Genomic DNA, 25,304 nt, shown 5'->3' with positions numbered 1-25,304 from the left:
TCTGGGAAGTGTATTTGTGCAGTTACCTTTTAGGGCGTTTGAAAAGCGGTGAAAACCGCCTTTCAAACCCACAAAAACGTAAAGGATGTCCCCGGTTTCGTTTGTAAAGGATGTATCCGTTTCTACATCGCGAAGAACGATAACGCGGTATTACCTGGAAACACTGAATACTGGCCTTTCATCCAATTGTCATATTTCAGCCATAGAGTGTTCACACGGCCTGCTGATACTTGGCCCCGACTTAACACACCCTATCTGCTAGGAGTAAGGCATGAAACTGAAGCGTTTGATGGCGGCAATGACTTTTGTCGCTGCTGGCGTTGCGACTGCCAACGCGGTTGCCGCTGTTGACCCTGCTATCCCGAGCTACACCAAGACCACTGGTGTGTCGGGCAACCTGTCCAGCGTCGGCTCCGATACCCTGGCCAACCTCATGACCCTCTGGGCTGAGAACTACAAAAAAGAATACCCGAACGTAAACATCCAGATTCAGGCCGCTGGCTCCGCCACTGCGCCACCTGCGCTGACTGAAGGCACCTCCAACCTGGGCCCGATGAGCCGCAAGATGAAGGACACCGAACTGGCTGCCTTCGAACAGAAGTACGGCTACAAGCCAACCGCAATCCCGGTTGCCGTGGACGCCTTGGCGGTATTCGTACACAAGGACAACCCGATCCAGCACCTGACCATGGAACAGGTCGACGCGATCTTCTCGTCCACTCGTCTGTGCGGCGCTAAAACCGACGTGAAAACCTGGGGCGACCTGGGCGTGACCGGCGACCTGGCCAACAAGCCGGTTCAGCTGTTCGGTCGTAACTCGGTATCCGGCACCTACGGCTACTTCAAGGAAGAAGCCCTGTGCAAAGGCGACTTCAAGCCAAACGTGAACGAACAGCCAGGTTCGGCTTCGGTCGTGCAGTCGATCAGCTCCTCGCTGAACGGCATCGGTTACTCGGGCATCGGCTACAAGACCGCTAGCGTGAAGACTGTGGCCCTGGCCAAGAAAGGCAGCCAGGACTTCATCGAAGACACCGAAGAAAACGCCCTGAACGGCAAGTACCCGCTGTCCCGCTTCCTGTACGTATACGTCAACAAAGCCCCGAACAAGCCTCTGGCCCCGCTGGAAGCCGAGTTCGTGAAACTGGTTCTGTCGAAACAGGGCCAGGAAGTTGTAGTGAAAGACGGTTACATCCCACTGCCGGCCAAAGTAGCTGCCAAAGCTCTGGCTGACCTGGGTCTGCAGGAAGGCGGCGCTGAAGTCGCAAAAAAGTAAAACCCTGAATCCGGGGTAATCCCGGATTCCTGTGCAGGAGCTGTCGAGCGGAGCGAGGCTGCGATCTTTTGATCTGGCTTTTCTCAACTGCAAGATCAAAAGATCGCAGCCTCGGTTCCCTCGACAGCTCCTACACAACCCCCAAATTCCCGATCCACTGCTGGCTACCACCAGCGGCGGATTTGTTGCGTCACTGCACTGTCATCTTTCTGTCATACAGGATCGCTAGGGTGTGCGAATGAATGATCTGGCCAATTCCACAATGACTACTAATCCCCCCAAGCGAATTGACTTCAATACGCCTGAGCTACAACGCAAGCGTCGCATCCGCGCGCTCAAGGATCGCTTCACTCGCTGGTACGTCCTCATCGGCGGCCTGGCGGTGCTGGCAGCCATCACGCTGATCTTCTTCTTCCTCGCCTACGTGGTTGCGCCGTTGTTCCAGGGTGCCAGCCTGACTGCGAAAGATGCGATCGTTCCAGCCTGGATGCAGGATTCCGGCAAGCCGCTGATGATCTCCCTGGAAGAGCAGAATCAGGTGGCGATGCGGGTTTCCGACAAGGGCCAGGCATTGTTCTTCGACATCGACAGTGGCGCCGAACTCAAGCGCGTCGATTTGCCTGTTCCGGCCGGCACCACCGTGACCTCCATCGGTGAAGACCAGCCAGGCCACCCGCTGGTGGCTGTTGGTCTGTCCAACGGTCAGGCCCTGGTGTTCCGCCACACCTATAAGGTCGGCTACCCGGAAGGCAAGAAAACCATCACCCCGGCCGTCGAGTACCCGTATGGCGAAGCGCCAATCGCGGTGAACGAGGCGGGTGGTGCGCTGGAGCACGTCAGCCTCAACGCCAACGATTCGACCCTGATGCTGGTTGGCTCCACCGGTTCGCAACTCAATGTTCTGTCGCTGACCAGCGAAGAGAACATGATGACCGGCGAAGTCACCAACGAGCAGAAGCGCATCGACCTGCCGCAGATGACCGAGCCGGTGAAGAACATCTTCGTCGACCCGCGCCAGCAGTGGCTGTACGTGATCAACGGGCGTGCCCAGGCCGACGTGTTCAGCCTGCGCGACAAGAGCCTCAACGGTCGCTACAAACTGCTTGAAGACGGTGAAGCGCAAGTCACCGCCAGCACCCAGCTGGTGGGCGGCATCTCGCTGATCATCGGCGACTCCAAGGGTGGCCTGGCCCAGTGGTTCATGGCCCGCGACCCGGATGGCGAGCAACGCCTGAAGCAGATCCGCACCTTCCAGATGGGCACCACGCCTATCGTTGAAATCACTGCCGAAGAACGCCGCAAGGGCTTCATTGCCCTTGACGCTTCCGGCAAGCTCGGCGTGTTCCACAGCACTGCCCACCGCACTTTGCTGGTTGAGTCGGTTGCCGAAGGCCAGGGCATTTTCGGTCTGTCGCCGCGTGCCAACCGCGTGATCGTGGAAGCGGGCGGCAAGTTGCACCCGCTGCTGCTCGACAACCCGCACCCGGAAGTCTCGTGGAGCGCGCTGTGGAGCAAGGTCTGGTACGAGAACTACGACGAGCCTAAATACGTCTGGCAATCGACCGCCGCCAACACCGACTTCGAACCCAAGCTGAGCCTGTCGCCGCTGACTTTCGGTACCCTGAAAGCCGCGTTCTACGCCATGCTGCTGGCCGCTCCACTGGCCGTTGCCGCTGCGATCTACACCGCGTACTTCATGGCACCGGGCATGCGCCGCAAGGTCAAGCCGGTGATCGAATTGATGGAAGCGATGCCGACGGTGATCCTCGGCTTCTTCGCCGGTCTGTTCCTCGCACCTTATGTTGAAGGACACTTGCCGGGCATCTTCAGCCTGCTGATGCTGTTGCCGATCGGCATCCTGGTCGCCGGTTTCACCTTCAGCCGCCTGCCTGAGTCGATCCGCCTGAAAGTCCCGGATGGCTGGGAAAGTGCGCTGCTGATTCCGGTGATCCTGTTTGTGGGCTGGCTGTCGCTGTACATGAGCCCGTTCATGGAGAACTGGTTCTTCGGCGGCGATATGCGCATGTGGATCTCCCACGACCTGGGCATCACCTACGACCAGCGCAACGCATTGGTAGTGGGTCTGGCCATGGGCTTCGCGGTCATCCCGAACATCTACTCCATCGCCGAAGACGCCGTGTTCAGCGTGCCGCGTGGCCTGACCCTGGGCTCCCTGGCCCTCGGTGCCACGCCGTGGCAGACCATGACCCGCGTGGTGATCCTCACCGCGAGCCCGGGCATCTTCTCGGCGCTGATGATCGGCATGGGCCGTGCGGTCGGTGAAACCATGATCGTGCTGATGGCCACCGGTAACACCCCGGTCATGGAAATGAACCTGTTCGAAGGTCTGCGCACCCTGGCGGCCAACGTTGCGGTGGAAATGCCCGAGTCGGAAGTCGGCGGCAGCCACTACCGCGTGCTGTTCCTCTCGGCGCTGGTGCTGCTGTTGTTCACCTTCGTCATGAACACCCTCGCAGAACTGATTCGTCAGCGTCTGCGCAAGAAATACTCGTCGCTTTAAGAAAGGTAGAAGTCTGTGAAACAGAACTCCCTGAAAGGATGGTTCAAGAGCGGCGCCCCCGGCGTCTGGATCAGCGGTGGCGCGGTGTCCATCGCGGTCATCATGACCATTGGCCTGCTGGCAGTGATTGCCGTGCGCGGCCTGGGTCACTTCTGGCCGGCTGACCTGGTACATGCCAGTTACGACGTACCGGGCCAGGCCAATCACCTGGTGATCGGCGAAATCGTACAGAAGGAAGAAGTGCCACGTGCCCGTCTGAAGAGCGCCGGCCTGCCGGTGCCTGACGACGGCCCGGAGTTCATGACCCGCGAGCTGATCAAGGTCGGCAACCGTGACCTGAACGGCAACGACTTCACCTGGGTCGTCGGCGAGTGGCTGACCAACCAGACGACGCCGCCTGAGCTGATGGCGATCGAGCGGCGTGAGTGGGGCAACTTCTACGGTTACCTGGTCAACGTTAAACAGGACGGCAAGGTTGTCGCTGAAGGCGAGGCCGCTTGGCCTGAGTTGCAAGCCCGTGTCGACCGCGTCAACAAGCTGGCCGCACAGCTCAAGAACCTGGAAAAAACCGACATCGGCGCGATCAACGCCGGTCTCGAGCGCGTGCGCTTGCACGGTCGCAAGCTGGAACTGGATGGCAAGCTCGACGCCACCGCACAAGCGGACATGGAATCGGAGCGCGCCGAACTCAATGCCCGCTATCAGGATGTTGAAGCGCGCCTGAACGATCTGCATGCGCAGTTCAACCGCGACAGCCTGACCGCCCGCGACGCGAACGGTAAGGAAATCGAAATCGGCATCGGCAAAGTGGTTCACGCCTACCAGCCGAACGCCATGAGCACGACCACCAAGATCGGTTTCTACTTCAGCAAGGTCTGGGAGTTCCTGAGCGACGACCCGCGTGAAGCGAACACCGAGGGCGGTATCTTCCCGGCCATTTTCGGCACCGTGATGATGACCCTGATCATGGCGATGATCGTGACCCCGTTCGGCGTGCTGGCGGCGGTGTACCTGCGTGAATACGCCAAGCAGAACGCGCTGACCCGGGTGATCCGCATCGCGGTGAACAACCTGGCAGGTGTTCCGGCCATCGTTTACGGGGTGTTCGGCCTGGGCTTCTTCGTCTATGTGCTGGGCGGCTCGCTCGACCGTCTGTTCTTCCCGGAAGCCTTGCCGGCGCCGACCTTCGGCACGCCGGGTCTGCTCTGGGCTTCGCTGACCCTGGCGCTGCTGGCAGTGCCGGTGGTGATCGTGGCCACCGAAGAAGGCCTGGCACGGATTCCTCGCACCGTGCGTGAAGGCTCGTTGGCCCTCGGCGCGACCAAGGCTGAAACCTTGTGGAAGATCGTTTTGCCGATGGCCAGCCCGGCGATGATGACCGGCATGATCCTCGCCGTGGCTCGTGCCGCGGGTGAAGTGGCGCCGTTGATGCTGGTGGGTGTGGTGAAACTGGCGCCGTCGTTGCCTGTGGACGGTAACTACCCGTACCTGCACCTGGACCAGAAGATCATGCACCTGGGCTTCCACATCTATGACGTCGGCTTCCAGAGCCCGAACGTCGAAGCCGCACGACCGCTGGTGTACGCCACGGCGCTGCTGCTGGTGCTGGTGATCGCGACGCTGAACCTGTCGGCGGTGTACATCCGTAACCACCTGCGCGAGAAGTACAAAGCCTTGGACAGCTGATTTCCAATGTGGGAGCGGGCTTGCTCGCGAAAGCGGTGGGTCAGGCAACATTGATGTTGAATGTGCCGGCCTCTTCGCGAGCAAGCCCGCTCCCACACTGGACCGCGTCCACCAGAATATTGATGGGAACTGCAACAAGCAGCGTTCCGAACCGAATTTGTTAGCACAGGGAGCCTCCCATGCAGCACGAAGCACATACCCACGGCATCAACATGTCGGCACTGGGTCGCGACAAACAGAGCCTGAACCTCGAGCAGGAAACCGTAGCCATCGAAGTGCCGGGCCTGAGCCTGTTCTACGGCGAAAAACAAGCGCTATACGACGTCAGCATGAACATCCCGAAGCAGCGCGTGACCGCCTTCATCGGCCCGTCTGGCTGTGGCAAGTCGACGCTGCTGCGCACCTTCAACCGCATGAACGACCTGGTGGATGGCTGCCGCGTCGAAGGCGAGATCAACCTGTACGGCAACAACATCTACCGCAAGGGCGAAGACGTGGCCGAGCTGCGTCGTCGCGTCGGCATGGTGTTCCAGAAGCCCAACCCGTTCCCGAAAACCATCTACGAAAACGTGGTTTACGGCCTGCGCATCCAAGGCATCAACAAGAAGCGCGTGCTCGACGAAGCCGTTGAGTGGGCGTTGAAAGGTGCGGCACTGTGGGATGAGGTCAAGGACCGTCTGCACGAGTCGGCACTGGGCCTGTCCGGTGGTCAGCAGCAGCGTCTGGTGATCGCCCGCACCATCGCCGTTGAGCCGGAAGTATTGCTGCTCGACGAACCCTGCTCGGCACTCGACCCGATTTCCACGCTGAAAGTCGAAGAGTTGATCTACGAACTGAAATCCAAGTTCACCATCGTCATCGTGACCCACAACATGCAGCAGGCGGCGCGGGTTTCGGACTACACCGCGTTCATGTACATGGGCAAACTGGTGGAATTTGGCGATACCGACACCCTGTTCACCAATCCGGCGAAGAAGCAGACCGAAGACTACATCACGGGCCGGTATGGCTAGGAACAGCTGCAAGCCGCAAGCTTCAAGCGGCAAGTAAGAGCGGTCCGAGTACGACACAACACAGCTTGCAGCTTGTAGCTTGCAGCTCACAGCTATCGCGGAGCAAAAGATGATTTCGAAGGAAGGCTTAACCCACCACATCTCTGCCCAGTTCAACGCCGAACTGGAGGAAGTGCGCAGCCACCTCCTGGCCATGGGCGGGCTGGTCGAGAAGCAGGTCAACGACGCGGTCACCGCGCTGATCGAGGCCGACTCCGGCCTGGCCCAGCAGGTGCGCGAGATCGACGACCAGATCAACCAGATGGAACGCAACATCGACGAAGAATGCCTGCGCATTCTGGCCCGTCGTCAGCCGGCAGCGTCCGACCTGCGACTGATCATCAGTATTTCCAAATCGGTGATCGATCTGGAGCGCATCGGTGACGAAGCGACCAAGATCGCCCGTCGCGCCATTCAGCTGTGCGAAGAAGGCGAGGCGCCGCGCGGTTACGTCGAAGTGCGCCACATCGGTGACCAGGTGCGCAACATGGTCCGTGATGCACTGGACGCCTTTGCCCGTTTCGATGCCGAACTGGCCTTGTCGGTGGCGCAGTACGACAAGATCATCGACCGCGAATACAAGACCGCCCTGCGTGAGTTGGCGACCTACATGATGGAAGATCCGCGTTCGATCTCGCGGGTTCTGAGCATTATCTGGGTACTGCGTTCGCTGGAGCGTATCGGCGACCACGCGCGCAATATCTCGGAACTGGTGATTTACCTGGTACGTGGCACCGACGTGCGACACCTGGGTCTCAAGCGCATGAAGGAAGAAGTCGAAGGAACAACCGGCGAAACCGCTAATGTTCCGGGCAAAACTGACGATAAGTAAGGTTGCCCAAGTAAAGCGCCCGGCCTGTTGGCCGGGCGTTTTTGTTTGTGGCCTACGCATTCGAAAAGCAGCACCCGTGAACGAAAAGTCCGGCGTGACTGAAGGTTTTTTGGCAATGTGCCATCAGCAAGGCGGTATGCTGGCCGGGATTTTTTAAAGGGGTGGTGGATGAGTAAGGTCAGTGTGTTGGTCGTGGACGACGCGTCGTTCATTCGTGACTTGGTGAAAAAGTGCCTGCGCAATTATTTTCCGGGCATGCGGATCGAAGACGCGATCAACGGCAGAAAGGCCCAGGCCATGCTGGCCAAGGAAGCATTCGATCTGGTCCTGTGCGACTGGGAAATGCCGGAAATGTCCGGCCTGGAACTGCTGACCTGGTGTCGTGAGCAAGACAGCCTCAAAGCCATGCCCTTCGTGATGGTGACCAGCCGTGGCGACAAGGAAAACGTCGTCCAGGCGATCCAGGCTGGAGTATCCGGTTATGTCAGCAAGCCGTTCACCAACGAACAGCTGATCACCAAGGTCAAGCAGGCGCTGCACAAGGTCGGCAAACTCGATGCCTTGATCAGCGTAGCCGCGACCAAAACCAGCCCTGCATTCGCCAACGACTCCCTCTCAGCCCTGACCGCTGGCAAGGCGTCTGTCACCACGCCAACAGCCGCGCCCGCACCGTCCAAAGGCTTGCTCAACAGCCCGCCGGTCAAGGCGCCTGCGGCCTCTTCGGCACCTGCCAGCGGCCGTGGCCAGGGTCAGCTGCGTTTGCCGAACGGCATCCAGCAGTGCGTGATCAAGGCCCTGAGCCTCAAGGAGGCCCTGTTGGTGGTCAAGCGCACCGAGACCCTGCCGCAGATCCTCGACAGCGCCGTGCTGGACCTGGAGCAGGGCGACAATGCCGAAATCGCCCGCCTCAACGGCTATCTGCATGCCGTCGTGGCCCACGAACCGAAGCCTGACAGCGACTGGCTGCAACTGACCTTCCGCTTTGTCGATCAGGATGCGCAGAAGCTCGATTACATCTCGCGCCTGATTGCGCGGGGGACGGCGCAGAAGCACTTCATTCCTGGCGCTTGATCTTCGTCGCCTGTCAGTCCGCTTTCGCGAGCAAGCCCGCTCCCACATTTGGAATGCATTTCAAATGTGGGAGCGGGCTTGCTCGCGAAGGGGCCTTTGGCTTTGTCAAAAATCTTCTGAAAGGCCCATTTTGAAACATCTGCCGACTAGCCGGGTCCATAGCAGCTGCTAGGCTCCATCTCAGTTCCCACTCGACAGAATTCTTGCCCATGCTCATGCGCCTGCTGTTTTTCTGTGGCCTGTTCATGGTCGCCACCTCGGCTGTGGCCATGACCATCTACAAGTCCAAAGACGCCAATGGCGTGGTTTCCTACAGCGACCGCCCGAGCAAAGGCGCCCATGTGCTCGTTTTCCGCGATGGCATGGTCGAGCACCTTGAGCGTCAGGTGCGCCTCATCATCACCAAGAAGAACGGCGTGCACAGCGTGTATGTACGCAATGACCTGTATGCGCCGGTAGAGGTCGAATTGAGTTTTGCCGGGGTGAAGAACGCCAGCGGTGTGCCGGGCAGGACGATTCGGCGCGTGATACCGATGCGCAGCAGCGTTCGCCTGGCGCAGCTCACGGCGGCCAAAGGTGGAAGGCCGCTGGCGTACGTCCCGAAGTTCAAGTATTCCCTGGGCGACCCCTCAGGACCCACGGTGGGCTATCGGTACCCGTTGCCCTGGCGTGGTGGCCCGTTCCGGATCAGTCAGGGTGCCAATGGGCCCTACAGCCACTTCGGCCCCAAGAGCCGTTACGCCATGGACATTGCGATGCCCGAGGGCACGCCGATCATTGCCGCGCGAGGCGGGGTGGTGGTGAAGACCGAGAACAGACAAAGCGGGCGCGGCACCGATGCCTCCGGCAATTTCGTGCGGGTGCTGCACGATGACGGGACCATGGGTGTCTATCTGCACCTGAAGAAGGGCTCGGTCCGCGTTCGGGAAGGTCAGCGGGTAACGGTAGGCAGTCCTTTGGCGCTGTCCGGCAACACCGGCAACAGCACCGGGCCGCATTTGCACTTCGTGGTGCAGCGCAATACCGGGCTGGGGCTGGTGTCGATTCCGTATCAGTTCAACCAGCCGGTGGGTGCTTTGCCCAACTTTGCGTTGGGCAAGCAATAAAAGATCGCGGTGTTCACATAGCCCTGTAGGAGCTGCCGAAGGCTGCGATCTTTCAGGTCAATACGTTTAATCGAGCATCAACACCTTGGCCAGGACAATCTTCGGCCCCTTCATCTTCTTGATGATGATCCGCAGGCCTTCGACTTCCAGCACTTCTTCCTCTTCCGGAACGCGCTTGAGGCTCTCATAGACCAGCCCTGCAAGGGTTTCGGCTTCGACGTGGTCGAGATCGATGCCCAGCAGTCGTTCAACCTTGAACAGCGGCGTATCGCCCCGCACCAGCAACTTGCCCGGCTGATACGCGAGGATCCCGCGTTCGGCTTTGCGGTGTTCGTCCTGGATGTCGCCCACCAGCACTTCCAGCACGTCTTCCATGGTCAGGTAGCCGATGATGTTGCCGTCGGCCTCTTCGACCACGGCGAAGTGCGAACCGCCCTTGCGGAACTGCTCCAGCAACTGCGACAGCGGCATGTGCCGCGACACGCGCTCCAGCGGACGGGTCAGTTCGGCGAGGTTGAACGACTCGGGAATGTGGTCCAGCGCCGCGAGTTCCAGCAGCAGATCCTTGATGTGCAGCAGGCCGACGAACTCCTGGCGTTCGCTGTCGTACACCGGATAGCGGCTGAACTTGTGGCGACGGAACATCGCCAGGATCTGCTTGAGCGGTGCGTTGAACTCCAGGGTCACCAGGTCTTCGCGGGAGTTGGCCCAGTCGACCACCTCCAGTTCGCCCATTTCCACCGCCGAGGCCAGCACGCGCATGCCTTGGTCGCTCGGGTCCTGGCCACGGCTGGAGTGCAGGATCAGTTTCAGCTCTTCACGGCTGTAGTGATGCTCGTGATGCGGGCCGGGTTCACCTTGCCCTGCAATGCGCAGGATGGTGTTGGCGCTGGCGTTGAGCAGGTAGATGGCTGGGTACATGGCCCAATAGAACAGGTACAGCGGCACGGCGGTCCACAGCGACAGCAATTCGGGTTTGCGGATCGCCCAGGATTTCGGGGCGAGCTCACCGACCACGATGTGCAGGTACGAAATGATGAAGAACGCGGTGAAGAACGAGATGCCTTTGACCACTTCGGCCGATTCAACGCCGACCGCGCTCAACACCGGCTCAAGAATGTGGGCAAACGCGGGCTCACCGACCCAACCCAGGCCCAGGGAGGCGAGGGTGATACCCAATTGGCAGGCTGACAGGTACGCATCGAGCTGACTGTGCACGGTGCGCAGGATGTGCCCGCGCCAGCCGTTTTTATCAGCGATGGCCTCGACCCGGGTCGAGCGCAGCTTGACCATGGCAAATTCCGCCGCAACGAAAAAACCGTTGAGCAAAACCAGGATCAGAGCAAAAAGAATCATGCCGAAGTCGGCGAAAATTGTAGCGAGGGTCAAGCCAGGGGAAGGGTCCATGATGGAGTTTTGCGGGTTCCGTGTATTCGAGAGGGAAGAAAAATCCGCGCCTGAAGGGCAGGCGCAAGTCAGCCAATGTAGCGGCTGACCGGCCAGTTGCCTAGTGGCGCGTGCTGGCCGGTATCAGTCGGCGGTGCTGATAACCCGTGATTGGGTGACCTGAGCCGGCGCAAAGTGGCAGGTAAAGGTACTGCCGTGGCCTGGTACGCTGCTGATTTCCATCCGTGCCCGATGACGTAACAAAACGTGTTTGACGATCGCCAGCCCCAGGCCGGTGCCACCGGTATTGGAGTTGCGGCTGGAGTCGACGCGATAGAACCGTTCGGTCAGGCGTGGCAGGTGTTTGGCATCGATGCCGATCCCGGAATCCTGCACGCTCAGGTGCGCCCCCTGGTCATCGCCCCACCAGCGAATGCGGATGTTGCCTTCGGCCGGGGTGTATTTCACCGCGTTGAACACCAGGTTGGAAAACGCGCTGCGCAACTCCGCCTCGCTGCCCTTGAGCAGAATCGTCGGGTCGGCTTCCAGGGTGATTTTCTGGTTTTTCTGGCCGGACAACTGCTGCGCGTCGCTCTTGATCGATTGCAGCAAGCCGTCGATCGGCACTGGCTGGTTGTCCGATGGATAATCGGTGGCTTCCAGCTTGGCCAGCAACAACAGGTCGTTGAGCAGGGTTTGCATGCGTCCGCCTTGTTGCTGCATCTGCTGCAAGGCACGGCCCCAGCGCGGGTTCACCTCGTCGACGTTATCGAGCAGGGTTTCCAGGTAGCCGCAGATCACCGTCAACGGCGTGCGCAGTTCATGGGACACGTTGGCGATGAAGTCTTTGCGCATTTGCTCGAGCTGATGGATGCGCGTCACATCACGCACCAGCATCAAGTGCTCGTTGTTGCCGTAACGGGTGATGTACAGCTGAATGCGCACGCGGTCGTTGGTCGGCGAAGGAATTTCCAGCGGCTCGGCGTAGCTGTCTTGCTCGAAGTATTCCTTGAAGCGCGGATGGCGCACCAGGTTGGTCACCGGTTGGCCGCTGTCCTGCGGGGTCTTGAGGCCCAGCAGGGTTTCGGCGGCACGGTTCCACCATTCCAGGTTACCGTCGGTGTCGAGCATGATCACCGCGTCTTTCAGCGCGGCGGTGGATTCCTGAACCCGGTCGATCACCGCTTGCAGGCGTCCGCGTACCCGTTGGTCGCGGCGTTGCAGGTGGTAGATGCTGTCGAACACCTCGCCCCACAGGCCGTAGCCGTCGGGCGGCGCTTCATCGGGTTTGTGCAGGCGCAGCCACTCGTGCAGACGCAGCAATTGCTTGAGGGTCCAGGCCAGGTAAAGACCCAGGCCTGCGGCGAGGCTCCAGCCGTAATAGCCGGTGATCAGGCCGATCACCAAGCAGGCGGTGACCAGTAGCAGCATGTGGCGAATCAGGGTGCCATGCCAGTTTTGGTTCACGTGACGCGCGTCCTTGTCAGCTTGTCGGGCGGTAAGGGTCCGGGTCAGGCTTTGGTGGAAAAGCGGTAACCGGTGCCGCGCACGGTTTGTACCAGATTTTCGTAAGCATCGCCGAGGGCTTTGCGCAGGCGTCGAATGTGCACGTCGACGGTACGCTCTTCGACATAGACGTTGCCGCCCCAGACCTGATCCAGCAACTGGCCACGGGTGTAGGCGCGCTCCTGGTGAGTCATGAAGAATTGCAGCAGGCGGTATTCGGTCGGGCCCATCTCGGCGGGACGACCGTCGATGGTCACGCGGTGGCTGATCGGGTCCAGCAGCAGGCCGCCGACTTCGATGGGCGCCTCGCCATCGGTCGGGCCGGCACGGCGCAGCACGGCTTTCAGGCGCGCCACCAGCTCACGGGGGGAAAACGGTTTGGTGATGTAGTCGTCGGCGCCGACTTCCAGGCCCTGGATCTTGTTGTCCTCTTCACCCTTGGCGGTGAGCATGATGATCGGGATGTCCCCGGTCAGCTCATCACGCTTGAGGCGACGGGCCAGCTCGATGCCGGACGTGCCGGGCAGCATCCAGTCGAGCAGGATCAGGTCCGGTTTGCGGTCGACGATAATGGCGTGGGCCTGCTGGGAGTTTTCAGCCTCCAGGCAGTCATAGCCGGCCATTTCCAATGCAACGGCGATCATTTCGCGAATAGGCGCTTCGTCGTCGACGATCAGAATGCTCCTGCCAACCATGCCCTTAATCCTCTTGTCATTTAACTGTCTTGCGCCGCATTAGATAACGGAATTATTGCAGTCGTGTGACAGTATTTTAGTCGGCCGGCGATTGGCTGGATCCTGGGCTAAGCTCTAAGTCCGGATCCTGACAACCACAAGAGGAAGGTTTTCATGAACTACATTGCTCAATCCTGGAAGGCGTTGCTGGTCACTGCGGCGTTAACGCTGCCGACACTGGCCTTTGCCGCCGACCCGGCGATGATGAAAGACGGCATGATGGTCGACCATAAGGGCATGACCTTGTACACGTTCGACAAGGACACTGGCGGCAAGTCGGTGTGCACTGGCGACTGCGCCAAATACTGGCCACCGTTCAAGGCAGAGGCGGGTGCCAAGGCTGAAGGTAAATGGACCGTTATCAAGCGTGACGACGGGACCATGCAATGGGCCTTTGACGGCAAGCCGCTGTACTACTACGAGGACGACAAAAAGCCCGGAGACATGACGGGTGACAAGAAAAAAGAAGTCTGGCACGTCGTTCGCGAGCATATGTAACACCGCAAAAGGATTGCAGCCTTCGGGTAGGAGCTGCCGAAGGCTGCGATCTTTTCAACGGTCAACGCAACGCGTAATCCAGCACAATCCCGACGAAAATCGCCAAGCCCGCCCAGTGATTGTGCAAAAACGCCTTGAAGCAACGCATCCGGTCCTTGTCGCGGGTGTACCAGAATTCCCACGCAAAGCAGCCCGCCGCCACCAGCAGTCCGAGGTGGAACCAGCCACCCAGGTCGAACTTCGAACCCGCCAGCAACAGGCAACCCAGCGCCAGTCCCTGCAGGGTCAGGATGATCGCCCGGTCCGCATCGCCGAACAGGATTGCCGTGGATTTCACGCCGATCTTCAGGTCGTCATCGCGGTCGGTCATCGCGTAATACGTGTCGTAACCCACGGTCCACATCAGGTTGGCGATCCACAGCAGCCATGCGGCGGCCGGCAATTCACCGGTTTCTGCGGTGAACGCCATCGGCATCCCCCACGAAAATGCGGCGCCCAGCACCACTTGCGGGTAATAGGTGTAGCGCTTCATGAAGGGGTAACTGAACGCCAGCGCCAGGCCGCCCAGCGACAGCCACACGGTCGCGGCGTTGGTGCACAGCACCAGCAGGAAACTGACGCCCATCAGCAAGGCGAAGAACACCAGCGCCTCTTTCGAGCTGATCTTGCCGCTCACCAGCGGGCGCTGCTCGGTGCGTTTCACATGACCATCGACCTTGCGGTCCGCCCAGTCGTTGATCACGCAGCCACCGGCGCGGGTCAGCACTACGCCCAGGACAAAAATCACAATGTTGGCCAGGGACGGCGAGCCCTTGCCGGCAATCCACAGCGCCCACAGTGTCGGCCAAAGCAGCAGGTAAATGCCGATCGGCTTGTCCATCCGCGTCAGCTGAATGAAGTCCCAGGCCCGAGGGTTCAAGCGGTTCAAGGACTTGAGCAGGCTTTGGTACATCAGAGGTTCTCCGATCGGGCGCGTGCGGCGTCCCACAGGGAAGGCAGGAAGATTTCGGCCACCAGTACACTCAACGCGCCGCGGTCAAAACGTGAGCGGCGGCCCCATAGATCCGGCGCCCGCACCTCGCCCGGCAGCCATTCTTGAGGATAATGACAAACCTCGATGGCCCGACGCTGAAAGGCCTGGTCGCAGAACAGCAATTCACCCAGGGAGCGGCTGCCCAATTCGTCCATGTGCAAGCCGTCGCCTTGCAATGCACTGCGTGCCGCGACGCTGCGGGCGAACACCCAGGCTTCACCATGACCGCGCAGATACACCTCGCGCACCCAACCTTCACTGCCGTCGGCCAGGTCCAGCGCTGCGCATTCGTCGGCGCGCAGGGTTTGCCAGCCTTCGAACATCGGCGAGACGCTGAAGGCATCATTCGACAGATGAATCAGGCGCCGGGTGAGCGAGCCTTCGTCGAACAGCCAGTCCAGGATGGAAGCATCGGGGAGGGGCGCCAGTTCGCTGCGCGAGAGCCAGAGGGGAGCTGGAGAGGGGGATTCTGTGTGTTGCACAATGAGTCATTATTGGCAGCAAATGAGGCGGCGAGCTTAACATGTCAGCCGCCGATATCGATTGAATTGGCCTGCCGTTGCGCCAAACAGGCTTGCATCCGGCAGCACCGATCAGTACAAAACGCGCTGAGTTGGACGGCAGTGCTACAACCATCGACCGTCCGGCCGGCAAAACGCCTGAACCCTGAGGAAGTACCTGATGAAAAAGTGGCAATGTATCGTCTGCGGCCTGATCTACAACGAAGCCGACGGTTGGCCGGATGACGGCATTGCGCCGGGCACCCGTTGGGAAGACGTGCCGGAAGACTGGCTGTGCCCGGACTGCGGTGTGGGCAAAATGGATTTTGAAATGATCGAAATCGCTGCCTGAATAATTGAGGAGTAAGGAATGAACGCACCTGTCGTCATCATTGGCACCGGTCTGGCTGGCTACAACGTCGCCCGCGAGTTTCGCAAGCTCGACAGCGAAACCCCGCTGCTTTTGATTACCGCCGATGACGGGCGCTCCTACTCCAAGCCGATGCTCTCCACCGGTTTCGGCAAAAACAAGGATGCCGACGGCCTGAGCATGGCCGAACCCGGCGCCATGGCCGAACAACTCAAGGCCGAAATACGTACCCACACGCGCATCAGCGGCATTGACCCGGGCCACAAGCGCCTGTGGATCGGTGAAGAAGCGGTGATGTACCGCGACCTGATCCTGGCCTGGGGCGCCGAAACCGTGCGTGTGCCCATTGAAGGTGACGCGGCGGACTGCGTATTCCCGATCAACGACCTGGAAGACTACGCACGCTTCCGTGCGGCAGCCGCTGGCAAGCGCCGCGTGCTGCTGCTCGGCGCCGGCCTGATCGGCTGCGAGTTCGCCAACGACCTGACCCTGGGTGGCTACGAAGTGCAACTGGTTGCGCCGTGCGAGCAAGTCATGCCGACCCTGTTGCACCCGGCGGCCGCGGCAGCGGTGCAGGCTGGCCTGGAAAGCCTCGGTGCACGTTTCCACCTCGGGCCGGTGCTCAACCGTCTGCAACGCGTGGCGGATGGCCTGGAAGCGCACCTGTCCGATGGCCAGGTGATCCCGTGCGACGTGGTGGTCTCGGCCATTGGCCTGCGCCCGCGTGTCGACCTGGCGGCAGCGGCCGGTTTGCAGGTCAACCGCGGCATCATGGTCGACCGGCACCTGAAGACCTCCCACGCGAACATCTACGCCCTGGGCGATTGTGCCGAGGTCGATGGGCTGAATCTGCTGTACGTGATGCCCTTGATGAGCTGTGCGCGAGCGCTGGCGCAAACCCTGGCCGGCAACCCGACCGCCGTCACCTATGGCCCGATGCCGATCACCGTCAAAACGCCGGTGTGCCCGCTGGTGGTGTCCCCGCCGCCACGGGGCGCAGAAGGCATCTGGACCGTCGAAGGGCAGGGCGCCGACATCAAGGTTTTATGCCGCGATGCCGCAGGCAAACTGCTCGGTTATGCCCTCACAGGCGCCGCCGTGATGGAAAAACTGGCCCTGAACAAAGAGCTTCCAGCCCTGTTGGCATAAATACCGGTCGTTCTGTCGGAATCACCCCCCTTTTGCCCTAACAATGGCCGCGCCGATACTGGCGCGGGGCCTCACTGCGTGCCATCCTCACTCCCGTCTGCCGCAGAGTAGAGCACCTGCGGCGCTTTTGGCGCTGCTCCGCAGAGAGCAGCACGGACATAACAACAACAAACCGTCAAAGGGGCTTCACTCACATGCGTAAACCAGACCTCGCTGCAGCCATTGCTGAAAAAGCAGACCTCACCAAAGAACAAGCCAACCGCGTTCTAAACGCCGTTCTTGAAGAAATCACCGGTGCCCTGCACCGCAAAGACAGCGTGACGCTGGTGGGCTTCGGCACCTTCCTGCAACGCCATCGCGGTGCCCGCACCGGCAAAAACCCGCAAACCGGTGAGCCCGTCAAAATCAAGGCCAGCAACACCGTTGCGTTCAAGCCAGGCAAGTCGTTGAAAGACAGCGTCAATCCGTAAGCCGTTTTCGCCTCTCGCGTAGCGGGGGGTGGAATAAAAAATGGGCACGCCAACCAGGGTTGGGTGCCCATTTTTTGTGGGGTTAACAGAGCTTGTTGAAATCCGTCCCCTGAAATCTGGTTTATAGGTCTGAAAAACTGTAGGGCTGAAGCTCGGTGATCTGAGACAGCAGGATCAGATGCTCCACTGCCTTCACCTTCTCTAGATGATCGAGGGTGTCGGGGCCGCCGAACATCAGCGCTGGAACAAAGCCGTACATTTCGTCGTGACGCAGTGTGCCGAGCTTTTTCTTTGCGGGTTGGAACAGGTCGCCGAAATCGTTGTATTCCACTTCTGTAGATAAAAGAAAATTTTGAAGTTCTCTATCCAAATCATCGTTTGTGATTTCGAAGTCATCGACATCACATCGAGAAAGCACACTAGTTATTTTAAGAGAGACTCCCGTTTTTTCACCCCATAGGTACAAGTCACCGAAGGCGCTACGAGCAATAAGGTGGTAAGCATCTCGCTCTTCAAATTTCGTCCCTCCAATCCAGGATGCCACTACCCCCTCGTACTCTTGTGGATTAACGATCCAAAAAATCCCCTCACCGTAACCGCACCAACCGTGCTCAGCCCAGTATTCCAGTAGCTGATTGGGTAGCTTGCCTCTATAGCGTTCGATACTAGACGCTGGTACTTCCTGTCGATCAATGGGGCCGCCAAACGTATCCAGAAAAATTGAAAATACTTCATCCATTACGTTTCTCCTTAACATTTATGAAGTTTGACATTGAGATATGTGTCACTGCGTAAAGTCGCTGGTACTGTCTCAGCGGCCTTTTTCAAATTAGTTATTTTTGGTCCCCATTGAGGGCCAATGCTGGAGTTGACTTGTCGATCCCCGAAATCCGCGATGATATCTTTACCGCCTGCACTCAAATCCGGATTATGCAGTCCTGCAAGGTTGGACATCGTTTCCTTGGCTTTTTTCAGGCTCTCTGCTTTCGCAATTCCGGGGCTCATCGTTTTCGAATACTCCCTTTGAAATCGCGTTTGTAATTTGGCTTGTAGTTTCTTTCGGGCCTGCCTAGCCGCCGTCCGACTACGCTTCACCGGATTGGCAACATTCTCCAGAAACTCATCAACCGTCAGCCGATTCAGCCCGTCCTCTTGCCCCTTCAACTGCCGCTCGAACTCTCCGATTTTAGACGCCGGCATCTTGTCCGCTTTGAAGCATTCGACTTTATGAAGCGGCATGGCGTTCGGTTTGTCACGGGGCGAGTCCTTGTCTTTTCCGGGTGGGCGATTTGCTGGCGGCGCAGGCTCCTGCGGGCTGAGTGCACCTCTGCGCGGCCCTGCGGGTTGCAGGTCTGGTCGTTTTTTCAGTGCATCTTCATGCTTGAGCATCCATTCGCCAAGCCGTGCCCCTTTGGGGCTTGCTCGCATTTCCTGGGCGAGGACATTTGCATTGCCTCGACCACGCGTAATGTAAGCGACGATGGCTCCCAGCAGCAGGACGACAACTTCCACATGACCCAGTGCAATGTGATGGGCAGCCCTGTTTTCGGCAAAAGGATCGTCCTGGCTGAACGGGCTCAACCCCCTCTCGCCGCGTGGGCCGTCCCACGCGATGGCGATGCCTTGCAGGTAATACTCGCCAATGCGCGGCAAACCCTCGGCGAAAAACTCAGTGATGGACGACAGGCCGAGCACCCCCAGTATCCAGGTGCTGACTTGCATCCCCATCGCAGCGCCCGCAGCACCCAAGGGAATGGCACCGGCGCCTCCAACAAAAGCGCCGATACCTGCTCCGATCGCCCCGCCGGTCAAGGTACTGCCCGCGACGATCATTGTCATTTGAGTAACGACACCGATCAGCTCGTTGAGGATGCTGGCGATATCGAGGTCAGTGAAGCGTTGCCTCAGTAAGCAACCTGCTTCCCATTCGGCGCGGTTGAATGCAGACCTGACACTGTTGATACGACGGATATTGAGAGAGAGGGAGGGGGCACGCTCATTGAACTGCGTGTGATAACTGGTTCCTCCCTGGTAACCCATTTCATGGGTTATACGGCTTTCGATTTCTTGCCACGTGGGCACCATGTGCCATACAAACATTCGAGTGTGTCTCCCTGACAGTTCGCCCGTTCGTGGACTAGTAACTCCGGTGTCCATGACCGAAATACGCTAACAAGAAGTTGGAGGAGGTGATGTAGGAAGACTCTCCTTCAGCGATCAGAAACTTCCTATATTTCAGAATGTTGCGTATCTCAAAGCGGAACGACCCAAGCTGGCACCTGGATTTTTGCCTGGAGCCGTGGCGTGGGTGATTTGATGTCGAACAACGTGATGCGCAGTCAGAGAAGCCCCCGAATGTGCGTTGCGAAGGAAATGTCCGAGAAGTCTGCTGGGTGCAAGATCAAAAGATCGCAGCCTGCGGCAGCTCCTACAGGAATGTGTTTCTGCAGGTGTTGTTGCTTGGCGATCATTGCCGGCATTTCCGGTTCGCTGAAATGGTCGCGGCGTTCTTTCTCACGATGGCTTTTCGAAAAATGATCGTTTTCGAGAGCGTTAGTCCGTGCCAATGGTTTAGCGTGATTTAATTCCGCTTTCTAAGGCGACTTCAGGTTTTGCTAGTGCATTTTACGGTGCGCCGCATACCGCTCCCTCCGTCAACCGGCTCAGGATTATTCTAAATGGGTCTTACCAACTGTCAGTTATGACAGTTAAACGGGGGCGGACGATGTTTTATAAAAGAGTCTCCTTAAACACTGGCAAGGTGACCGACATGACCTCGAACACGGCAACTGCAAAGGCTTTTACCCCTGTGAAAATCCCGGCGCCGATCAAGACTCTCTTTGACGACATTTCATTTGCGCGCGTGGCGGCCGCGCATATTTCAAAAGCCACGGGCATGCCGGTGACGATCGAAGACACGGTGACGCAGGACATGCTGGATAAAGTGACGGCGTTGAGAGTGTTGAGCGGGGAGCCGTTAAAAATCACCAGCTTGCGAGGCATTGGGCATCTGCGCAACTTGGAGGATGTGATGATAGAGCGCCAATTTATCACCCGTCTGCCTGAAGACTTCGGGACGTTGGCAAAGTTGAAGTCGGCGTACTTCATCAACTGCTCACTCAAGTCAATTCCAGACTGGATCGGCAAACTCGAAAGCCTGATCAGCCTGAACCTGAGTACTCAATTGCCGCTGGGCATTATGAGAGGCGGTATTCCGGAATCGATTGGCAACCTGATAAAACTGGAACGCTTCGACGTGGGTAATAACAATAACCTGTGCGGAAAACTCCCGGATTCCTTTGCCAGGCTGACCGCCCTCAAAGACCTGTTAGTTCAGAGCAACGGGTTTGAAGACCTGACCGTCCTGAATAAGCTGCCTTCGACCACCTCCATTAATGCCCGCAATCAAGCCTTGGGCATTCTTGAGTTGGGCAATGTGGCGCAAAACAGTTTGTTGCCCATCAGAATGCCTGAAATATTTGTGCAGGCCCGGACGAAGGGTGACGTCCTGTATGAGCCGGGCGGTGTCCAAATCGTGGGCAGTCCAGGTGCGTATCTGGATGGTAAAGACCTGCGCTATTTGCATTTGCCGACACTCACACCTGGCACGTTCGAGGTGATGCTGGCTATTCATGGGCGGCTGACCAATGTGAGTTATCGCTATACGGTGACCGCGCAACGGCCAACCATCAGATGAAGTGACCTGACATGAGCCGTGCGCAGGAGCGAAAGCGTTCTCCGCGCACGGCTCATTGACCAAGAAGAGGTGACGGCGGGCAGGTGTGTGGGCACGCCCAATTCGATTTTTGTCATTGCGACTGACATCCACAACGAAACGCTATTTTGGGTCAGAGTGACTCGGGTTCTGGATAATATCGGGTTCCTGATAATGCGTAATCGAGTGGAAAAACACCGCCTGCCGAAGTCACTTGTGCGGAAGATTCGTCAATGACTTGGTAGTCATCTGCGTCAAAAATGGCAGCATCTTCTCCAAAATCAAGCGGATGGTGGCGTTCTATGTTTTAGCCGTTACACTGCCCTCGCCGTTCATTTTCCTTCTGAGGCTGTGCGCATGAAATTTCGTTTTCTGCTGTGGATGCTGGGTTTGTTGATGGGTAAGGCCAGCCGGACCAATCCGGCGTTTCAGCAGCAGTTGGGTGACAAGGACCTGGTGTTCCAGCTGCAGACCCTGGACGGGAAAGTGGCGCGGCAATTCCGTGTGAAGGATCAGCGCATCACCAGCCAATCGGGTGTGCATGCCGAGCCGGCGTTTGCGATTGCCTTTAAAGATGCCGCGTATGGCTTTGCCACGATGCAGGCGAAGAACAAGCAATTGGCGTTCATGACCGGGATTCAGGACAAGTCGATCCAGATCAAGGGCAACCCGGCGCTGGTGATCTGGTTTCAGGGGCTGACCAAGTATTTGAAGCCGAAGAAGGCGAAGCCCAAGGCTTGAGGTCTTTCAGTTCGACCGAGTGATATTCATCGCGGGCAAGCCCGCTCCCACAGGATTTAAGCGATCCCTGTGGGAGCGGGCTTGCCCGCGATGCTGTTCAGCCTTGAGTGAATTGCGACGCCAGTTCGCGCAACAGCACTTCAGCTTCCAGCACTTTGCTGACCACGTCGTCGGCCTTGGCGCGGCTCAGGCCGAGGCGTTCGAGCAGGGCGTCGGGGATGTCTTCGTCGGGACCGGAGCCGATGCCTCGGCTGCGCAGCAGGCGCACCGACAGGCAGACCAGGTTCGGGTATTCGGCGTAGGTGCCGTCGTAGGCCGGGTCGTGCTGGAAGCGCAGGGCGGTGGACAGCTCTTCGGGCATGTCCCAGTAGCGCATCAACCAGGAGCCGATCTGTTCACGGCTGATGCCCAGCAGGTGTTGTTCCACGAAGCTGTGGCACAGATGCGGGTTGACCTCCAGGTGGCGGCAGATCAGCGAGAAGTGTGGCGGGAACACGTGGGCCAGCAACAGGTAGCCGAAGTTGTGCAGCAGGCCGGCGAGGTAGGTCAGGCCGGCTTCCGGGCGCTGGGTGCGCGGCATGGCGCGGGTCAGGCCTTCGATAACGGCGGCGGTGTAGATGGATTGCTGCCAGTACGGCGTGGTTTGTTGCGGGTGGTCCTTGGGCAGGCTCAGGGTTTTACCCAGGGCCAGGCCCAGCGCCAGGTTGATCACCAGGTCGAAGCCCAGCACGCGCACGATGGCGTCTTCCACGGAGCGGATCTTGCCCGGTGAGGCGTAGTACGGCGACGCTGCCCAGCTCACGACTTGCGCGGCCAGCGCCGGGTCGGTTTCGACCACGCCGGTGATGTCGTCGATGGTGGCGTTGGGGTCGACACGCAGCTTGATGATCTTTTGCGCGGTTTCGGCCAGCGGCGGAATCTCGATGGTCTCTTCCAGACGCTGCTGGATGCGCCGCGCGGTAAACGCCTGGACGGCCTGGGTGATTTCCTCACGGTCGTCATCGGGGCGGTCGAGGTTCGGACGGATGCTGGTCAGGTTTTCGCCGAAGTTGGCGGCGCTGGCCTTGGTCAGCATGGTCTTGAAGTCTTCGCTGGAGACTTCCAGCAGCACGCCTGGCTCGCCAGAGTTGATCAGCAACTTCGGCTCACGCAGCAAGCTTTCGTCGTACAGGCAGGGTGAACTGGTCAGCGCCGGCAGGCCCGGCAGCAAGCTGAGGTTGTGCTTGCCGAGCATTTTTGTCAGGCGCTCGGTGGATACGGCAGTGAGGCGGCGACCGGTGAGTTCGGTCAGGCGATTGAGGTCCAGCAACTGGCTCTGCGGGAACAACACCATCAGCGCGCCGACGCTGTCATCGAGCAGAACGGCCTGTACTTTGCGTGCGGCATTGAGGCCGTGATGGTCCAGCACTTCTTCGTAGGCAATGCCCAACTTGCCCAGCATCAGCCGAATAACCGACGGAGCGTGCGGGGTCTCGGGTGCGAAGGCAACGTCGGTCATGGTCTGTATCCGTGATTAAACAATTGCAGGAGTATAACCAGCTTGCCTAAGGCCACGCCTCAGAAACTGTGACGGTTGTCACACTTGGCCGTATTGTTGGCCATGACGCAGCCAACGGTCGAGTAGCGGGCTGACGTGGGTCGGCCAGCGCTCGAGCAATGCCTGGGCGGCATCACGCACGGCGGGCAGCAAATCGGCATCGCGCATCAGGTCGGCGACCTTGAATTGAAGCAGGCCGGTTTGGCGGGTGCCGAGCATTTCGCCGGGGCCGCGCAATTCCAGGTCCTTTTCGGCGATGACAAAACCATCGTTGGTTTCGCGCATGATGCCCAGGCGCTGGCGGCCGATCTGCGACAGCGGCGGATGGTAGAGCAGCACGCAATGGCTGACGGCGCTGCCCCGACCGACGCGGCCGCGCAACTGGTGCAATTGCGCCAGGCCCAGGCGCTCGGGGTTTTCGATGATCATCAGGCTGGCGTTGGGTACGTCCACGCCGACTTCGATCACCGTGGTCGCGACCAGCAGTTGCAGGTTGCCGGCCTTGAATTCGGCCATCACCGCCGCTTTTTCCGCAGGTTTCATGCGGCCGTGGATCAGCCCGACCTTCAGCTCGCCGAGGGCGGCGGTGAGGTCCTCAAAGGTGGTTTCGGCGGCTTGGCAGGTCAGCTCTTCCGACTCTTCGATCAGCGTGCACACCCAATAGGCCTGACGCCCTTCGGCGCAAGCGCTGCGCACTCGTTCGATGACTTCGACCCGCCGGGTGTCGGTGATCAGCACGGTGTTGACAGGGGTTCGGCCGGGGGGCAGTTCGTCGAGGATCGAGGTGTCGAGATCGGCGTAGGCGCTCATGGCCAGCGTGCGCGGGATCGGCGTGGCGGTCATGATCAACTGATGCGGACACATGCGTCCGCCGACGCCTTTCTGCCTCAGGGCCAGACGCTGCTGTACGCCGAAACGGTGCTGTTCGTCGATGATCACCAGCGCCAGGTTCTTGAATTGCACTTCGTCCTGGAACAGCGCGTGAGTGCCAACCACCATGGGCGTGCCATTGGCGATCTGCTCCAGTGCTGCGGTGCGGTTCTTGCCCTTGAGCTTGCCGGCGAGCCAGGCGACTTCGATGCCGAGCGGTTCGAGCCAGCGCTTGAAGGTGATGAAGTGCTGCTCGGCGAGAATCTCGGTGGGTGCCATCAGTGCGACCTGATAACCGGCCTCCAGCGCTTGCAGCGCGGCAAGGGCGGCGACCACGGTTTTGCCGGCGCCGACGTCGCCCTGGATCAGCCGCAGCATCGGTTCGTGCTGGCTGAGGTCGTAGGCGATTTCGTTGCCGACCCGTTGCTGGGCGCCGGTCGGGCTGAAGCCGAGATTGGCCAGGTATTTGGCCGGCAGCCGGGTGGCTTTGGGCATCGCCGGCGCACGCAGGGCGCGCATGCTTTCGCGCAGGCGCTGTTGCGACAGTTGATGGGTCAGCAGTTCTTCGAAAGCCAGGCGGTGCTGCGCCCAGTGATGGCCGAGGGCGAGTTCATCGACGTCGGCATCGGCGGGCGGGTTGTGCAGGTAGCGGATTGCATCGGCCAGCGGTGCCAGTTGGTAGTCGCGGGCCAGCTCGTTCGGCAGCCAGTCGGGCAGGCTGCTGGGGCCGAGCAGGGTGAGGGTCTGCATGCACAACTGGCGCAGGCGCTGTTGGGTCAGGCCTTCAGTGAGCGGGTAGACCGGAGTCAGGGTTTCATCCACCGGCGGTGGTTCGTCGCCAGTGATGGCGCGATATTCCGGGTGGTAGATTTCCAGCCCCGAAGCACCGGGCCGAGCCTCGCCGTAGCAGCGAATCCGCGTGCCGCGTTTGAGGCCTTCCTTCTGCGCATTGCTGAAATGGTAGAAGCGCAGGCTGAGCCCGCCAGTACCGTCCTGCAAGCGCACCACGAGGCTGCGCCGACGGCCCATGACCACATCGGCGCCGCTGACCGTGCCTTCGATGACCGCATCCTGCCCGGGTCGCAGCGCGCCAATCGGGACCACGCGGGTGCGGTCCTGATAGCGCAGGGGCAAGTGAAACAACACGTCCTGGAGGTTTTCCAGGCCGACCTTGGCCAGTTTCTCGGCCATGGCTTCACCGACACCCTTGAGTGCCGTCACCGACACTTGCGACAACTCGCTCATGACCGTCGC

22 protein-coding genes are annotated in these 25,304 nt (G+C 59.5%); 13 read left to right on the top strand and 9 right to left on the bottom strand.

Annotated features, from left to right (window positions below; all coding sequences use genetic code 11):
* Positions 1-271: 271 nt before the first annotated feature.
* From KW838_RS10200 to KW838_RS10170, 7 genes are all read left to right on the top strand, one after another.
* Positions 272-1,273 (top strand): phosphate ABC transporter substrate-binding protein PstS, encoded by a 1,002-nt coding sequence (locus KW838_RS10200; protein WP_102700122.1) that lies wholly within the window; start codon positions 272-274, stop codon positions 1,271-1,273.
* Positions 1,274-1,511: 238 nt separating this feature from the next.
* Positions 1,512-3,794: an ABC transporter permease subunit gene (locus KW838_RS10195; RefSeq protein ID WP_371317828.1), complete on the top strand. Its 2,283-nt coding sequence runs from the start codon at positions 1,512-1,514 to the stop codon at positions 3,792-3,794.
* A 15-nt stretch (positions 3,795-3,809) separates the two neighbouring features.
* A complete protein-coding gene (gene pstA / locus KW838_RS10190) occupies positions 3,810-5,480 on the top strand; it encodes a phosphate ABC transporter permease PstA (protein ID WP_102700120.1) in 1,671 nt (556 codons plus the stop codon).
* Positions 5,481-5,659: 179 nt separating this feature from the next.
* A complete protein-coding gene (pstB, locus tag KW838_RS10185; protein WP_007971742.1) occupies positions 5,660-6,493 on the top strand; it encodes a phosphate ABC transporter ATP-binding protein PstB in 834 nt (277 codons plus the stop codon).
* Positions 6,494-6,602: 109 nt separating this feature from the next.
* A complete protein-coding gene (gene phoU, locus KW838_RS10180; RefSeq protein WP_095964354.1) occupies positions 6,603-7,364 on the top strand; it encodes a phosphate signaling complex protein PhoU in 762 nt (253 codons plus the stop codon).
* A gap of 168 nt (positions 7,365-7,532) precedes the next feature.
* A complete protein-coding gene (locus KW838_RS10175) occupies positions 7,533-8,435 on the top strand; it encodes a response regulator (protein ID WP_102700119.1) in 903 nt (300 codons plus the stop codon).
* Positions 8,436-8,644: 209 nt separating this feature from the next.
* Complete coding sequence (locus tag KW838_RS10170; protein ID WP_102700118.1) at positions 8,645-9,541, top strand: peptidoglycan DD-metalloendopeptidase family protein; 897 nt, start codon at positions 8,645-8,647, stop codon at positions 9,539-9,541.
* A gap of 66 nt (positions 9,542-9,607) precedes the next feature.
* Here KW838_RS10170 and KW838_RS10165 read toward each other — a convergent pair whose 3' ends face one another.
* The 3 genes from KW838_RS10165 to phoB form a co-directional block, all read right to left on the bottom strand.
* Positions 9,608-10,948, bottom strand: a complete 1,341-nt coding sequence (locus KW838_RS10165) for a hemolysin family protein (RefSeq protein WP_007975205.1) — start codon at positions 10,946-10,948, stop codon at positions 9,608-9,610.
* A 123-nt stretch (positions 10,949-11,071) separates the two neighbouring features.
* Complete coding sequence (phoR, locus tag KW838_RS10160; RefSeq protein ID WP_256358802.1) at positions 11,072-12,358, bottom strand: phosphate regulon sensor histidine kinase PhoR; 1,287 nt, start codon at positions 12,356-12,358, stop codon at positions 11,072-11,074.
* An 80-nt stretch (positions 12,359-12,438) separates the two neighbouring features.
* Positions 12,439-13,128: a phosphate regulon transcriptional regulator PhoB gene (phoB, locus tag KW838_RS10155; protein WP_003229608.1), complete on the bottom strand. Its 690-nt coding sequence runs from the start codon at positions 13,126-13,128 to the stop codon at positions 12,439-12,441.
* Positions 13,129-13,281: 153 nt separating this feature from the next.
* On the opposite strand from phoB, the gene KW838_RS10150 reads away from it, so the two are divergent.
* Positions 13,282-13,665 carry a hypothetical protein gene (locus tag KW838_RS10150; RefSeq protein WP_218501013.1) on the top strand — a complete coding sequence of 128 codons (384 nt, stop codon included), beginning with the start codon at positions 13,282-13,284 and terminating at the stop codon, positions 13,663-13,665.
* 61 nt (positions 13,666-13,726) lie between these two features.
* Here the strand turns inward: KW838_RS10150 and ubiA are convergent, their stop codons facing one another.
* Together ubiA and KW838_RS10140 are read right to left on the bottom strand one after the other, a co-directional pair.
* Positions 13,727-14,617, bottom strand: a complete 891-nt coding sequence (gene ubiA / locus KW838_RS10145) for a 4-hydroxybenzoate octaprenyltransferase (RefSeq protein WP_217836717.1) — start codon at positions 14,615-14,617, stop codon at positions 13,727-13,729.
* Positions 14,617-15,180: a chorismate lyase gene (locus KW838_RS10140; protein ID WP_015097381.1), complete on the bottom strand. Its 564-nt coding sequence runs from the start codon at positions 15,178-15,180 to the stop codon at positions 14,617-14,619. The genes ubiA and KW838_RS10140 overlap by 1 nt, the downstream gene beginning before the upstream one ends.
* Positions 15,181-15,379: 199 nt before the next feature.
* Between KW838_RS10140 and KW838_RS10135 the strand changes: the two genes are divergently transcribed.
* From KW838_RS10135 to KW838_RS10125, 3 genes are all read left to right on the top strand, one after another.
* A complete protein-coding gene (locus KW838_RS10135; protein ID WP_007975200.1) occupies positions 15,380-15,550 on the top strand; it encodes a rubredoxin in 171 nt (56 codons plus the stop codon).
* Between the two features lie 18 nt (positions 15,551-15,568).
* On the top strand, positions 15,569-16,717 hold the full coding sequence (locus KW838_RS10130; protein ID WP_007975199.1) for an NAD(P)/FAD-dependent oxidoreductase: 1,149 nt from the start codon (positions 15,569-15,571) through the stop codon (positions 16,715-16,717).
* Between the two features lie 194 nt (positions 16,718-16,911).
* Positions 16,912-17,187: an HU family DNA-binding protein gene (locus KW838_RS10125; RefSeq protein ID WP_003195589.1), complete on the top strand. Its 276-nt coding sequence runs from the start codon at positions 16,912-16,914 to the stop codon at positions 17,185-17,187.
* Between the two features lie 121 nt (positions 17,188-17,308).
* Here the strand turns inward: KW838_RS10125 and KW838_RS10120 are convergent, their stop codons facing one another.
* Positions 17,309-17,926, bottom strand: a complete 618-nt coding sequence (locus KW838_RS10120) for a GAD-like domain-containing protein (protein ID WP_218501012.1) — start codon at positions 17,924-17,926, stop codon at positions 17,309-17,311.
* A gap of 11 nt (positions 17,927-17,937) precedes the next feature.
* Complete coding sequence (locus tag KW838_RS10115) at positions 17,938-19,287, bottom strand: DUF6861 domain-containing protein (RefSeq protein WP_218501011.1); 1,350 nt, start codon at positions 19,285-19,287, stop codon at positions 17,938-17,940.
* 670 nt (positions 19,288-19,957) lie between these two features.
* On the opposite strand from KW838_RS10115, the gene KW838_RS10110 reads away from it, so the two are divergent.
* Both KW838_RS10110 and KW838_RS10105 read left to right on the top strand, forming a co-directional pair.
* Positions 19,958-20,884 carry a leucine-rich repeat domain-containing protein gene (locus KW838_RS10110; RefSeq protein ID WP_218501010.1) on the top strand — a complete coding sequence of 309 codons (927 nt, stop codon included), beginning with the start codon at positions 19,958-19,960 and terminating at the stop codon, positions 20,882-20,884.
* Positions 20,885-21,259: 375 nt separating this feature from the next.
* Positions 21,260-21,643, top strand: coding sequence for a hypothetical protein (locus KW838_RS10105; protein WP_007975192.1), 384 nt, complete (start codon positions 21,260-21,262; stop codon positions 21,641-21,643).
* 97 nt (positions 21,644-21,740) lie between these two features.
* On the opposite strand, the gene KW838_RS10100 is transcribed toward KW838_RS10105, so the two are convergent.
* Complete coding sequence (locus KW838_RS10100) at positions 21,741-23,141, bottom strand: aminoacyl-tRNA deacylase and HDOD domain-containing protein (RefSeq protein WP_102700108.1); 1,401 nt, start codon at positions 23,139-23,141, stop codon at positions 21,741-21,743.
* A 78-nt stretch (positions 23,142-23,219) separates the two neighbouring features.
* Entirely contained in the window at positions 23,220-25,295 is a 2,076-nt protein-coding gene (recG, locus tag KW838_RS10095) for an ATP-dependent DNA helicase RecG (RefSeq protein ID WP_102700107.1), read from the bottom strand.
* Between the last annotated feature and the right edge of the window lie 9 nt (positions 25,296-25,304).

Source organism: Pseudomonas sp. PDM27 (assembly GCF_019219205.1).
In the GTDB taxonomy this organism is placed as follows: Bacteria; Pseudomonadota; Gammaproteobacteria; order Pseudomonadales; family Pseudomonadaceae; genus Aquipseudomonas; species Aquipseudomonas laurylsulfatiphila.
The sequence above is the reverse complement of the archived record's forward strand: the minus strand, read 5'-3'. Positions and strand labels throughout refer to the sequence as shown.